Source organism: Streptomyces sp. CA-251387, assembly GCF_050936625.1.
Taxonomy (GTDB): domain Bacteria; phylum Actinomycetota; class Actinomycetes; order Streptomycetales; family Streptomycetaceae; genus Streptomyces.
The window spans coordinates 9,016,187-9,029,723 of the sequence record NZ_JBNJMJ010000001.1 but is presented as its reverse complement, the minus strand read 5'-3'; the positions used below and the strand labels follow the sequence as shown (position 1 = coordinate 9,029,723).

Below are 13,537 nucleotides of genomic sequence, written 5' to 3'. Positions count from 1 at the left end.
CTCCGAGGTGTGTGGCCCTTACGGCAGGCCCCAGGCCGGGCCCGGTTCGCTGACGGCGACGGGCGCGATGGTCAGGTCGGGGCGGGAGCCGGAGTGGACGAGCACCTCGCGGCCCTTGGGCAGGTCGATGGCGAGGGTGCCCTCGCCCAGGTCGTGGATGCGGGCGGGGGTGCCGTCGTCGAGGAGAACGGTGAGCGTGCCGGTGAGACCGTGGCGGAGTGTGAGCGGCTCGCCCGCCAGGCTCTTGATCCGGATGAAGCGGGTCTTGCCCGCTTTGCGGACGGCGCTGACCAGGAAGGCGCCCTCGGTGCGGAAGTTGTGCAGGGTGACGTCCGCCCAGTCGGTGGGGATGGCAGGGAAGACACGGATCACGCCGCCCCAGCTCTGGCAGAACATGTCGTGCAGGGCCTGCGAGGCGGACAGCGGCGTCTCGATGACCGGTCCGGCCTCGGTGTAGTGGGTGTTGGCCCGACAGGGGTAGCGGGTGGTGGGGTCGAAGAACTTGCGCAGGTAGGTGATCGCGGTGTCGCCGTCGCCGGTCATCGCGTACATCGAGGCGGCGCCGGTGTAGCTGTAGCCGCGGTGGGCGCCGGTCAGTGCGTGCCAGTGCACGATCGACTTGGTGATCAGGTCGCGGTTTTCGGGCTGGTCCCAGTTGACCAGGTACAGCGGGTACACCATCAGCAGGTGCGAGTAGTGGCGGTGGGACTGCGCGTACGGGGTACCGGCGCCGATCATGAAGCCGTTGCCGTCGACCGGGTACGGCGTGAGCCGGGCCAGGACCTCCTGCCAGCGCGGGGCCAACTCGTCGTCGATGCCGAGCAGTTCGGCGGACTCGATGAGGGTCTGGCAGCCCCAGCGGATCAGGGCCAGGTCGTAGGTGGTGTCCTGCGGCGGCACGACGGGGTATTCGGGCGAGAGCGTGCTCGGCAGGTGGAGCTTGCCGTCGCTGCCCGGGGTGAGGAAGTGCAGGTAGTAGTTGATGGCGCGGCGCAGCACCGGGAAGAGCGTGTCGCGCAGCAGGGACGTGTCCATGGTGTGCCGGTAGGACAGCCACACGTTGTGCAGGGCCCAGGTGAGGTCGCCGACCTCGGCACCGGTGCCGGGCCGGCCCACGCTGCGGTTGGCGAACATGTCGGAGCTGCGGCCGACGCCGGAGCTGTCCGAGCGGTAGGCGGCGGGCACGTTGGCGATGAGCTGTTCCTGGTTCCGGCGCAAGGTGGTGGCGAGGGCGTCGAGTTCCAGGTGGTTGGAGCCGTGGATGAGCCAGTACTCCAACTGCACGTTGAGGTTCCACCAGACCGCGGGCCAGGGTGTGGGCTCCAGCCAGGGCCCGCAGGTGGCCATGACGGGGCCGTCGGCGCGGCTGGCGGAGGCGACCTTGTAGAGCTGGATCCAGTGGAAGCTCTGCAGCCGCTGGTCGGGGAACGAGACGAAGCTCTTGCGGTAGAAGTCGTGCCACCACCGGATGTGGCGTCGTCTCAGAGCGCTGTACGAGGTGGCGTGGCGCAGGTTGCGCAGGGAGTCGGCCTCGGCGGCGGTGTCGGAGGGGAAGCTGTGGCCGACGCTGAGCAGGAGTTCGTCGCCGGTGCGGCGATGGGCGGTGGCGGTCCGGCCGCCGCCGGTGAGCGGTTGGAGGACCTGTTCGGTGCCGTCCGGGGCGGTGCGGGTCGTCCACGGCGGGTTGGCGGTGTAACCGGAGGGCGGAGCTTCGCTGATCTTCCGGGGGCTGATGGCCTCCTCAGGGTGAAAGGTCCAGGTGGCCTGCTCGCCGGCCTCGGCCGACACGCGTACGGCCAGGACCTCGTCGTGGATGAGGGCGGCGAGGGTGAGGGTGCCCGCGGTGGTGTTGATCGTGCCGGTGAGCTCGGCGTTCCACAGGCTCAGCCGCCAGTCGACAGCGGTGATGGTGCCGACCGGTGCGAGCGTCAAGTGCCCTACCGGCAGGCGGCAGGTGCCCCAGCCGCTGCCGAACTGCGGCCGGTGGTCCTGGACGCGGCCGTGCTGGACGGTGAAGCGGATGCGGTTCGCGCCCGGCTCTTGGTAGATCATGCTGCCCAGCAGGCCGTCGCCGAGGAAGGGGCCCTCGTACCAGCGGGTGGGCAGCCTGGTCCAGAGCAGGTCCTGGCCGTGCAGGAATCCTGCCCAGGCGCCGTCCGTGGCCATGGTGTCGCGGAGTCTCCACGGGGATCTGCGGGCGCCGGCCACGGGATCGCCGGCCGCGGCCGGCGCCGCCCGTAAGGATTCCTCCGCGTGGGCCGTCCCGGGCAGTGCCGCCGCTGCCACACCGCCCAGCGCGGTGCCGAGTGCGGCTCTGCGGGGTATCGGCAGGCGTTGCTCCGGCTGTGAGGTCATCGTCGCCCTCCAGACCTAACGGGTCCTCAATACATCGGGTGTATAGGGGAACGTAGGCACCGCTCGCGTACATGTCAATGGGCAGAGGGGCTGATGCATCCGATGTATGGGAGTGCCGCACACCCCCTCGGCTGCGGCGTCGGCAGCCACATCGGCCGGCAGTTCAGCCCCGCGCTGGTATGGACCTGACACGCCGTCACAGCTAAGCTCTGCCCAACCCCGAATGAGAGCGCTCTCAGATTGCGGTTGTTCCACCCCCACCTTGCTGGAACGACGAAGGGCAACTCCCTTGAGACGCATCAGACTCAAGCACGCAGGCCTCGCCGTGCTCCTCGTGCTCGGCGGCTGGACCGCGAGCGGAACCGGGCCCGCCGCGGCTAGCGACTCCGGCGCGGCGACCGGCTCCGAAGCGGCCTCCGCCGGGCTGCTCCAGGCGATGCAGCGGGACCTCGGCCTGTCGAAGCAGCAGGCCGAGGCGCGGCTGGCCGCGGAGCGCACGGCCATGGGCATCACGGCGAAGGCACGCAAGGCCGCCGGATCCGCCTACGGCGGCTCGTGGTTCGACGCGGAGAGCGAGCGGCTGACCGTGGCGGTCACCTCGGACGCTCCGCCCGCGACCGTACGGAAGGTCCGGGCCACCGGAGCGGCGGTGCGCACCGTCACGCACAGCGCACGCGAGCTCGACGCGGCCAAGGCCCGCATCGACCGCATCTCCGCGCCTTCGGGCGTGAGCAGCTGGCACGTCGATCCGGCGGCCAACACGGTCGTCGTGAACGTCGTCCGCGACAGTCAGGCTGACAACGATGTCCGGCGCTTCGTCTCCCGCGCCCGGGCTGCCGGGCCCGTCACCGTCGCGACGGTCTCCGCCGCCCCGCGCACGTTCGCGGCGGGAACGGTCGGCGGCGACCCCTACTACACGGGCAACGTCCGCTGTTCCATAGGCTTCTCGGTGCACGGCGGATTCGTCACCGCGGGACACTGCGGTCAGCCGGGGGCCGGTGTCCGGGGCTGGGACGGCAGCTATGTCGGCGCCTTCCAGGGCTCCTCGTTCCCGGGCAACGACTACGCATGGGTGAGTGTCGGCAGCGGCTGGTGGACCGTTCCGGTGGTCCTCGGCTGGGGCACGGTCCCGGACCGGCTCGTGCGCGGCTCGGCCGAGGCGCCCGTCGGTACCTCCGTGTGCCGCTCCGGCTCCACGACGCACTGGCACTGCGGGACCGTGCTGGCCAAGAACGAGACGGTCAACTACAGCCAGGGCGCGGTGCACCAGATGACCAAGACCAGCGTGTGCGCCGAACCCGGGGACTCCGGAGGCTCCTTCATCAGTGGTGACCAGGCACAAGGAGTCACCTCGGGAGGCTGGGGCAACTGCTCGGGCGGCGGGGAGACCTGGTTCCAGCCCGTCAACGAGATCCTCAACCGCTACGGGCTGACCCTGCACACGGCCTGATCACGTCGGCGCCCCCGGCGACGGGGGCGCCGGTCACCACCGACCCCGCCGCCTGACAGCCGAGTCGCTGTCGGGCGGCCGGTCGTCGTGCGGCAGGATGAGGGCCATGAGCGTAGTCAAGATCAACGTACTGACCGTCCCCGCCGAGCAGCGCGAGACGCTCGAGAAGCGGTTCGCCTCCCGTGCGCACGCCGTGGAGAACTCCGACGGGTTCGAGTGGTTCGAGCTCCTGCGGCCGGTCGAGGGCACCGACACCTACCTTGTCTACACGCGGTGGCGGGACGAGGAGTCCTTCCAGGCCTGGATGGAGGGCCCCATGAAGACGGCCCACCAGGGCGGCGGCGCGGAGAGCGGCGAGCGTCCCAAGCCGGCGGCCAGCGGGTCCACGCTGTGGTCCTTCGAGGTCGTGCAGCAGGCGGGGCCCACGAGCAAGTGAGCAGGGTGACCGGCCGGGGAGCCTCCCTGGCCGGTCACAGCCCTTGCCCGGCACGGGTACGGCCCCGTTGCCGCGGACGGGTCACCGCGGCGAGGACGAAGGTGACGCTGATCAGCAGGGACCAGGCGCCGAACTTGTCCACTCCCACCGGCTCCCAGCCGTGGAGCTGGTAGGGGTAGCGCCAGGCACCCAGGTAGGTGGCGAGGTTCTCCGCGACCCAGAGGAAGAACCCGATCAGGACGAACGACAGCGCCAGCGGCATCCGGCGGCGCACACCGCGGACCGTGTAGTGGACCCAACTGCCCGCGGTGACGGCCAGGAGCAGGCCGGCCAGGAGCCAGCGCACGTCGGGCAGCCAGTGGTGGCTGAAGAAGTTGATGTAGATGCCCGCGGCCACGACCGCGGTCGCACGTGGCCGGTAGCGGACCAGTTCCAGGTCGAACAGGTGCCAGGCGCGGCAGACGTAGCTGCCGACCGCCGCGTAGAGGAACCCGCCGTACAGCGGGACGCCCGCGAACTTCAGCACGGCGGGTTCCGGGTAGCTCCACGAGCCGAGGGACACCTTCACCACTTCGAACGCCAGGCCGATGACATGGCACAGGCCGATGACGGCGATGTCCCGGCCGTTCTCCCAGCCACGCAGCCAGAACACAAACGTGAGCAGCACACCGTAGGCGACGAGCAGGTCGTAGCGGGCCACGGGCAGGCCGGGCAGCAGCGTGGACGCGGCCACGCCGGACAGGAGGGCGATGGCGAAGGCGCAGGACCGGGTCTGTGTCCAGGCGAAGTCGAGCAGCTGACGGAGCGATGAGGCCATGGGGCGGGTGTTGGTTGTGGTGAGCATGATGTTCTGAAGGACGTGACCTTGGCCTGCTCGGTTCGTCGGTACGGCGGAGGAACCTGATCGTCCATGGCGCCGTCGGCATCTGGGATGCGGTCCTGCAGTGACCGCCGGGGTCAGCCGTCCGCGCGGGTGCGCTGCCGCTCGTGGCGGAGAGCCGCAGCCGTGGCCAGCGCGCCGAGCCCCTCCCACAGGCCCACGCCGAGGAATCCGGACGGGGCACGGCCGCCGATCACCGCGAGGGTGAAGACCGTGCAGGTCAGCAGGCGGAAGGGCACGGTCCAGCGGAAGAACGCCTTCCAGTCGGAGAGGGCGGCCAGGACGTAGTACACGCCCATGTTGAGCGCCGCCATGGAGGAAGCCGTCAGAAAGACGAGTGTGTGGTCGCCCTCCGCACGCCGGGAGTCCCCCACCCGGGTGAACCCCATGAGGGTGAGCAGGGCGTCCGGGGCGACGAGCCCGACCACCCCCGTCGCGGCGGCGAGGATGCCGAACACGGCCATGGTCCAGCCGGACGGCGAACGGGGCAGAAGTGGCACGAAGTCCTCCGCGAGCCTGGGGAGTTGGGGCTGTGGTGTCCCTGCATACCGTGCGCGACCGGTGCGGTGAAGGCAGGGGTGCGGGACCGGTGACCGAGACCGTGCCGGCCTGGTCCCGAGGCCGTTTCCCGGCCGGAAAACACTTGGACTGCGCGGTCGCCGTCGCGGGACACTTCCGCACTCGAACCCGAACTCACACGGCCGTCGCCGGCGATGCCCCCTGCCCGCGGTGACGCGTGGCGGGCTGCCGCAGAACACACACAGGGTTGGGATGGAAACGCCTCAATCGCGCAAGGTTCAGCCGGGCAAACGCTCGGTTCTTCTCGCACTTCGTTACTACGGACGGGAGTTGGCCCGACTCCGGTGGCTGACGTTACCCGCGATGCTGCTCTCGGCGGTGGGCAACATCGGCATCAACTACATCGCACCGCTGATCGTCGCCAAGCTCGTCGGCGACATCGCCGACGACAAGGACGTCACCGTCGGCTCGGCAATGCCGTACGTCATCGGCTTCGTCGGTGTCCTGCTGCTGGCGGAGACGCTGTGGCGCATCGCCCTGCACTGCCTGAACCGTCTCGACGCCCTCGGCATCGAGCACCTGTACGTGATCGGGATGGACGAGCTGTTCGCCAAGGACGCCGCGTTCTTCCACGACAACTTCGCCGGGTCGCTGACCAAGCGCGTCCTGAGCTTCGCCACCCGTTTCGAGCAGTTCGTCGACACGCTGACGTTCCAGATCGTGGGCAGCTTCGTGCCGCTGGCGTTCGGGACGGTGGTGCTGTGGCGCTACGAACCGCTGTTCGTGGTGGGGCTGCTGGTGATGATCGCCGTGACGGCGGTGTGCGTGGTGCCTCTCATCCGGCGCCGCCAGGCCCTCGTCGACGAGCGTGAGGAGGCGATCGCCCGGGTGTCGGGGCATGTCGCCGACAGCCTGATGAACATGGACACGGTGCGGGCGTTCGCCGCCGAGGGGCGTGAGGCCGCCGAGCACCGCTCCCGGGTCGCGGCCTCGCGGCGGCTGACGCTGCGGTCGTGGGACTACGGCAATCTGCGCATCGACACGCTGGTCGCGCCGATGTCGGTGCTGACCAACGCGCTGGGGCTGCTGCTCGCGGTCACGCTCGGCGGGGGCGCGCACGGCGTGGAGGCGATCGTGGTGGCCTTCACCTACTACTCCAACGCGACGCGGATCATGTTCGAGTTCAACCAGATCTACCGTCGGCTGGAGAGCTCGATGACGGAGGCCGCCCAGTTCACCGAACTGCTGCTGACGCCGCCGACCGTGGTCGACCCGCCGTCGCCGGAGCCGCTGCTGCCCGGGGCCGCCGACGTCCGTTTCGAGCAGGTGGTCTTCGCTCACGCCGGTGGCCGGCCCCTGTTCGAGGGCCTCGACCTGGACGTGCCCGCCGGGTCGAGGATCGGCCTCGTGGGCCGCTCCGGCGGCGGCAAGACCACCCTCACCAGGCTGTTGCTGCGGATGACGGACATCGACGCCGGGCGGATCCTGATCGGAGGTCAGGACATCAGCCGGCTGCGCCAGGCGGACCTGCGCAGTCTGATCGCCTATGTGCCGCAGGACCCGGCGATGTTCCACCGCACGCTGCGGGACAACATCGCGTTCGCCCGGCCGGACGCCACCGATGCCGAGATCCGGCGCGCGGCCGAGGCGGCGCACGTCACGGAGTTCGCCGACGCGCTGCCGCACGGCTTCGACACCATGGTGGGCGAGCGCGGCGTCAAGCTGTCCGGCGGTCAGCGCCAGCGGGTCGCCCTCGCCCGGGCGATCCTGCGGGACGCCCCGGTCCTGCTGCTCGACGAGGCGACCAGCGCGCTGGACTCCGAGAGCGAGATCCTCGTCCAGGAGGCACTGTGGCGGCTGATGGAGGGGCGGACGGCGCTCGTGGTGGCGCACCGGCTCAGCACGGTCGCCGGCATGGACCGGCTCGTGGTCCTGGACCGCGGGCGGATCGTCGAGCAGGGCACCCATGACGAACTGCTCGCGGCGGAGGGCGCCTACGCGAAGCTGTGGCAGCACCAGTCGGGCGGTTTCCTGGACGACAGCCCTGCGCAGGCCGAGTTGACCTGAACCGGGCTCCCCGGGCGGGCGGACGCGTTCGCCCGCCCGCCCAAGGGTCCGCCTGTCACGAGGAGAGTCCCGCCCGGGCGCAGGCCGGCCGGAGCTTGCGGGGGCAGATCTGCTCGACGGTGTACACACCGTCCTTGACGAGCGTCTCCTTGATGGTGCCGACCGTCACCGTTCTCGGAGTGAGCAGCACGGCCGGGATGTCCTCGGTGGTGGCGCTGTCGATCGTCGTCGTGGCCGTCGTGTCGCGGATGTCCTCGCCACGCCCCAGGGCGACGGCCATGTCGGCGGCTGCGGCGGCTTCCGCCGTGAACGGTTTGTACACCGTCATGTACTGCTCGCCGCTGACGAGGCGCCGCACGGCGTCGAGGTTGGCGTCCTGACCGGTGACGGGGGCAGGTTCCTGACACCGGCCTTCTTGAGAGCGGAAATGGCGCCTGCGGCGATGTCGTCGTTGGCTGCCAGGACGCCGTCGATCCGGTTCGGGCCCAGGGCCGCGATGGCGGCGGACATGTCGGCGCGGGCGTTGTCGGCGCTCCAGGCCTCGATGTCGTACGACCTGGCGATCTTCAGCTTGCCCGTGATGACGGACAGCGCGCCCCTGCGGAACCACCCGGCGTTGGCGCTGGTCGGGTCGCCGTTCATCATGACGACGTTTCCGCCGCTCGTCATGGCCTCGAGGAGCGCCTCGCCCTGGAGCCTGCCGACCTGCGCGCCGTCGAAACTGACATAGCCCGAGATCGGTCCTTCGGCGAGCCGGTCATAGGCGACGACCGAAGCACCCGCTCTGCGTGCCTCCTGGACCGAGGAGCGCATCGCCTTGCTGTCGGCGGGGTCGAGGATCAGGACCCTGGCCCCCTTGGTGATCATGGAGACCATCTGCTGTCGTTGCCTCGCCGCGTCGCCCTCGGCGTTGGCGTACTGGACGGTGCAGCGAGGACACAGCTCCTTCAGCCGCTGCTCGATCAGCGGCTTGTCCCACTTCTCCCAGCGAGGAGTCACCCGGTTCGGGAGCAGCAGGCCGATCGTGAAACCGTCCGAGCCCGTCTCGTCGCCTCCCCCGCAGGCAGTCAGGGAAACCGTCATGAGTCCCGCGACGAGCCCCGCGACGACGTGCCGCATCCGGGTGCGGGCCCTCATGGCGAGCCCTCCCGGTCCGTTCCGGGCGCCGAGCCCGCGAGGGCCGGCTCGCGGCGTGGCACGCGGATCTCGCTCCACACCTGCTTGCCGCCGGCCACCGGCACGGAGCCGAAGGACTCCGACATCGCCTCGACCAGCAGCAGGCCCCGCCCGCCGGTCGACTCCCAGTCGACGATCACCGGCTTGGCGGGCGCCCGCGGAGAGGCGTCGCTCACGCTGACGCGCACGCGATCCCCGCGGAGTATCAGGTCGAGGCGGACCGGGCCCTGCGTGTGCACCAGGGCGTTGGTGACCAGTTCGGACACGACCAGCAGCACCGCGTCGGCGGCCTCTCCGACCTGCCACCGGCGCAGCGTGCGCGAGGTGAACCGGCGGGCGTGCATGACGGCGTCGGGCAGCCGCCACACCACCCAGCCGGCCCGGATCGGACGGGCCGTCATGCCGTCGTAGCGCAGCAGCAGCAGCGCGACGTCGTCCTCACGACGGCCGGCGTCGCCGAGCAGTTGGTCGGCCATCCGCCCGGGGTCGGTCGGGTCGGCCGTGGCGAGCGCGGCGCGGGTGCGGTCCATCCCCTCGTCCAGGGGCAGGTCGGCGGCTTCGACCAGGCCGTCGGTGACCAGGGCGAGCACCGTGCCGGGGGCCAGGGCCACCGCGGTCATGGGGAACTCGGCCTCGGCGAGCACGCCGAGCGGGAGCCCTCCCTCGACCTGAATCTCCTCGGTGGTGCCGTCGGGGTGACGGAGCAGCGGAGAGAGGTGCCCGGCCCGGACGAACAAGGCGTTGCCCTCCTCCATGTCCAGTTCGACATAGCAGCAGGTGGCGAACAGATCGGTCTCCATGCCGACGAGCAGCCGGTTGGCGTGGGAGACGACCACGTCCGGCGGGTGTCCCTCCACCGCGTAGGCCCGCACCGCGGTGCGCATCTGTCCCATGATCGTCGCGGCTCCCGCGCTGTGCCCCTGTACGTCTCCGATGACCAGGGCCACCCGGTCCTCGGAGATGACGATGACGTCGTACCAGTCGCCGCCGACCTGGAGTCCGCGCCGGGCGGGCAGATAGCGGGCGACGGCCGTACCGCCGGGCAGTTCGGGCAGGCGCCGGGGCAGCAGGCTGCGCTGGAGCATCGTCGCGAGCTCCTGCTCGGCGTCGTAGGCGTGCGCACGCTCCAGGGCCTGCCCGATCAGCGCCGCGGTCGCGGTGAGCACGGACCGCTCCTCGGTGGCGAACTCGTGCGGCTGGTCCCAGCCGACCAGGCACACGCCGACGACCCCGCCCTTGGCGGGCAGCGGCAGGACGGCCAGGCCTCCGGCGCCGATGCCCGCGAGCCCCGGTTCGAAGGCCGTGCCGGCGGGCCACAGATCCATACGGCCGTCCCGCAGCGCCAGCTGGAGGGTGGGCAGGGCGCGGACGGGGGCGTCGGGCCATTCCGAGCGCCACTCGGAACGCCAGGTCTGCGGCCAGGCGGCGGGCTGCGGCGGATCGAGCACGATGACCACCAGCCGGTCCTCGCGCAGTTCGGCGAGCGCCACGCGGTCGGCGGCCAGCGGTTCGCGCAGCGCGGTGACCACCACTCGGCCGACGTCCTGGACCGTTGCGGCGTCGTCGAGTGCGGCGGTCAGCCACTGGATGCGGGACACGTCGTCGGAGCTCCGGCGCTGCACCGAGGTCGCCGTCACGACGCCCAGCACCTGCTGCGGCCGGTCGTCGGAGCCGGCCACCACCCGGCACGTCAGACTCAGCCAGCGCACCTCACCCGTGAGGTGGCGGACCCGGAACTCCAGCTCCCGGCGTGCGAACGCGGGCGTGGACGGCTCCAGGACCGACATCAGGGCGTGCATGTCCTCCGGGAGGGCGTTCGCCAGCAGGGTGTCCGCCTTGCCGTCGAAGTCGTCCGGTGTGATGCCGACCAGTTCGAGCAGCATCTCGTCCGCGTCGATCACGCCGGTGTCCGGCACCAGGACGAAGGAGCCGACGCGCAGCGCGCGCAGGGCGAGACCCAGCAGCGACGACGGTGCGGGGTGGTCGGTCCCGGCCCGGAGGAGGTCGGCGACCGCGTCGGCGTACCGCTCCAGGAAGCGCTGCTGGCCGGCCTCGAACCCGTCGGCGGAGACGCCCACGACGACGAGGCAGCCCAGCCGTCTGCCCTCCGCCCTGAGGGGCAACGCACCGAGGGACGTCTGTGCCGCCGGTGGTGCCGGCCCGTCTTCGAAGGAGGCGAGGGCCGCGGGGTTCAGCCACAGCGGCCGGTCGGTGCGGAAGGCCTGCGCGGCGGGTGAGCCGCCGGACAGGGGCAGTTGCTCCGGCAGGTCGTACCGGGAGACGGCGGCCCCGGCCGTCTCCACCAAACGCAGGTCCTCCTCCCCCGCCCCGGGCACATAGACAGCCGCCACCGCCGCTCCGGCGAACGTCAGGGCCCGCTCCCCCGGTGCGCCCTCTCGCGCCGGAGGCGGTGAACCGGTGCTCGCAGCCCCGGCCTCCGAGGCCGGGAGCTGCGAGACGCCGGCCCGGGCACGGCCGTCATGACGCATGTCCGCACCTTCCTCCTGCCCGGGCCACAGGTGCCGACAGACTGAGATCGGGGGGCTCAGCTACCAGCGTCTCATATGCGGGCAAAGCCGACAGATCAGCACTGTTTCCGCTCCAGCTGGACCCCGTGTCGGCCGAGTTCGCAGTTCACCGCGGCCGGTGTCACACTTACCGCATAGTCGTCTTGCCGCATTTCTTGCAGTATGTCCGGGCGGATGCCCGGCGCCGACATCGCGGCTGGAGGTCCCTCGCATGAAGGCCTGCGTACGGGGGGCGGTCGCCGCCGTGACCGCGGCCGCCACGGCCGCTGCGCTCGCTGCCTGCGGGGAGGACGGCGGCAACGACTCCGGCGGGGGCAACCAGACCAGGATCGGAGTGCTGCTTCCGGACTCCACCACGGCCCGCTGGGAGACGAACGACAGGCCGCTGCTCGACCGGCAGATCAAGAAGCTCTGCGCGGACTGCGAGGTCGACCACGCCAACGCCAAGAACGATGTGGCCATCCAGCAGGCCCAGATGGACTCGATGATCGCCGAGGGCGTCGACGCCATTCTGCTCGTCGCCGTCAACGCCAGGTCACTGCGCCCCACGGTCGCCAAGGCGGCGGAGGCGGGCATCCCCGTCATCGCCTACGACCGCCTCGCCGAGGGCCCCATCTCGGGTTACGCCTCCTTCGACGGCGAGGAGGTCGGCAGGCTCCAGGGCAGGGCGCTGCTGACGGCCATGGGCGCCGGGGCGGCCGGCGCCCGGATCGTGATGATGAACGGCGACCCCACCGACCCCAACGCGGTGTCGTTCAAGAAGGGCGCCCTGTCCGAGCTGGAGGGCAAGGTCGACATCGCCAAGGCGTACGACACCCGTCAGTGGAGGACGGAGATCGCCAACATGAACATGTCGGGCGCCATCTCCGCCCTCGGCGCCGACAGCATCGACGGGGTCTACGCCGCCAACGACGGCCTCGCGGCCGGCAGCATCACCGCTCTCAAGGCCAACAAGGTCGACCCGCTGCCCCCATAACCGGGCAGGACGCCGAACTCGGCGCCGTGCAGCGCATCCTCGCCGACGAGCAGTACATGACCGTCTACAAGCCCTTCGCTCCCGAGGCCTCCGCCGGAGCCGCACTCGCCGTGGCCGCGGCCCGCGGCGAGAACCTCGACCGGGTCGCCAAGGACCAGGTGAGGACCAGCACGGGGAGCACCGTCCCGGCCGTCCTGCTCACCCCGGTGTCGGTGACCGTCGACACCATCGAGGACACCGTGGTGAAGGACGGTGTGTACACGATCGAGCAGATCTGCACCCCGCAACTCGACGCCGCCTGCGCCAGGGCCGGACTCACCTGACCGGCCGGTTCCGGGCGCCGGACCGGTCGTGGGAAGGAGATGGTCTTCGTGCCGAGTCCCCCCTTGCTGACGCTGCGCGGCGTGTGCAAGCGCTTCGGGGCCGTCGAGGTCCTCACCGACATCGAGCTGGAGATCCGCGCGGGCCAGGTGGTCGCGCTGCTGGGCGACAACGGGGCCGGCAAGTCCACCCTGGTCAAGGTGATCTCCGGAGTCACCCCGGCGGACAAGGGCGTCATCGAGTGGGAGGGCCGGCCCGTCCACATCCGGCGCCCGCACGATGCCCGGGACCTCGGCATCGCCACCGTCTACCAGGACCTCGCGCTCTGCGGGAACCTCGACGTCGTGGGCAATCTCTTCCTCGGCCGGGAGATCCGCAGGTTCGGGTTCCTCGACGAGGTCGAGATGGAGCGCCGCACCAGTCACCTGCTGGAGCGTCTGACCAGGGGGGTCCCCGATCTGCGCGCGCCCGTCGTCTCCCTGTCCAGCGGGCAGCGGCAGACGGTCGCCATCGCCCGCTCGCTCCTCGGCGAACCGCGCGTCCTCCTCCTGGACGAACCGACCGCAGCGCTGGGATTCGAGCAGACCAGCGAGGTCCTGGACCTCGTGGACCAGCTGCGCGACCGGGGCCTGGGAGTGCTTCTCATCAGCCACAACATGGGCGATGTCAAGGCTCTCGCGGACCGCGCCGCCGTGCTGCGGCTCGGCCGCAACAACGGCTTCTTCGATGTGAACACCGCGTCGCAGGAACAGATCATCGCCTCCATCACCGGCGCCACGGAGAACGTGCCCCGCCGGATGGCCCATCGGGAGGCAGGGTGGTGAAAGGC

At 70.9% G+C, this 13,537-nt stretch carries 8 protein-coding genes and 2 pseudogenes; 5 read left to right on the top strand and 5 right to left on the bottom strand.

All coding sequences use genetic code 11. The features are described from left to right. Nucleotides 1-18 precede the first annotated feature (18 nt). Nucleotides 19-2,355, bottom strand: a complete 2,337-nt coding sequence (locus ACQEV2_RS40260) for a glycosyl hydrolase family 95 catalytic domain-containing protein (protein WP_433053496.1) — start codon at nucleotides 2,353-2,355, stop codon at nucleotides 19-21. Between the two features lie 289 nt (nucleotides 2,356-2,644). Here ACQEV2_RS40260 and ACQEV2_RS40255 point away from each other — a divergent pair, with 289 nt between their 5' ends. Beyond that, nucleotides 2,645-3,805 carry a S1 family peptidase gene (locus ACQEV2_RS40255; RefSeq protein ID WP_433053494.1) on the top strand — a complete coding sequence of 387 codons (1,161 nt, stop codon included), beginning with the start codon at nucleotides 2,645-2,647 and terminating at the stop codon, nucleotides 3,803-3,805. Nucleotides 3,806-3,911: 106 nt separating this feature from the next. Then, nucleotides 3,912-4,241, top strand: coding sequence for an antibiotic biosynthesis monooxygenase family protein (locus ACQEV2_RS40250; protein WP_433053493.1), 330 nt, complete (start codon nucleotides 3,912-3,914; stop codon nucleotides 4,239-4,241). A 34-nt stretch (nucleotides 4,242-4,275) separates the two neighbouring features. Here ACQEV2_RS40250 and ACQEV2_RS40245 read toward each other — a convergent pair whose 3' ends face one another. After that, a complete protein-coding gene (locus ACQEV2_RS40245) occupies nucleotides 4,276-5,058 on the bottom strand; it encodes a DUF817 domain-containing protein (RefSeq protein WP_433053491.1) in 783 nt (260 codons plus the stop codon). A 140-nt stretch (nucleotides 5,059-5,198) separates the two neighbouring features. Beyond that, entirely contained in the window at nucleotides 5,199-5,585 is a 387-nt protein-coding gene (locus ACQEV2_RS40240) for a hypothetical protein (protein WP_433055166.1), read from the bottom strand. A 307-nt stretch (nucleotides 5,586-5,892) separates the two neighbouring features. On the opposite strand from ACQEV2_RS40240, the gene ACQEV2_RS40235 reads away from it, so the two are divergent. Then, on the top strand, nucleotides 5,893-7,707 hold the full coding sequence (locus tag ACQEV2_RS40235) for an ABC transporter ATP-binding protein (RefSeq protein ID WP_433053488.1): 1,815 nt from the start codon (nucleotides 5,893-5,895) through the stop codon (nucleotides 7,705-7,707). A 55-nt stretch (nucleotides 7,708-7,762) separates the two neighbouring features. Here the strand turns inward: ACQEV2_RS40235 and ACQEV2_RS40230 are convergent. Further along, nucleotides 7,763-8,844: pseudogene (locus ACQEV2_RS40230) on the bottom strand (sugar ABC transporter substrate-binding protein). After that, nucleotides 8,841-11,372, bottom strand: a complete 2,532-nt coding sequence (locus tag ACQEV2_RS40225) for a SpoIIE family protein phosphatase (protein WP_433053485.1) — start codon at nucleotides 11,370-11,372, stop codon at nucleotides 8,841-8,843. Before ACQEV2_RS40225 ends, ACQEV2_RS40230 begins: the two are co-directional and overlap by 4 nt. Before the next feature lie 250 nt (nucleotides 11,373-11,622). Between ACQEV2_RS40225 and ACQEV2_RS40220 the strand changes: the two are divergent. Continuing rightward, nucleotides 11,623-12,710: pseudogene (locus ACQEV2_RS40220) on the top strand (substrate-binding domain-containing protein). A gap of 39 nt (nucleotides 12,711-12,749) precedes the next feature. Then, complete coding sequence (locus ACQEV2_RS40215) at nucleotides 12,750-13,532, top strand: ATP-binding cassette domain-containing protein (protein WP_433053482.1); 783 nt, start codon at nucleotides 12,750-12,752, stop codon at nucleotides 13,530-13,532. The last annotated feature ends 5 nt before the right edge of the window (nucleotides 13,533-13,537 follow it).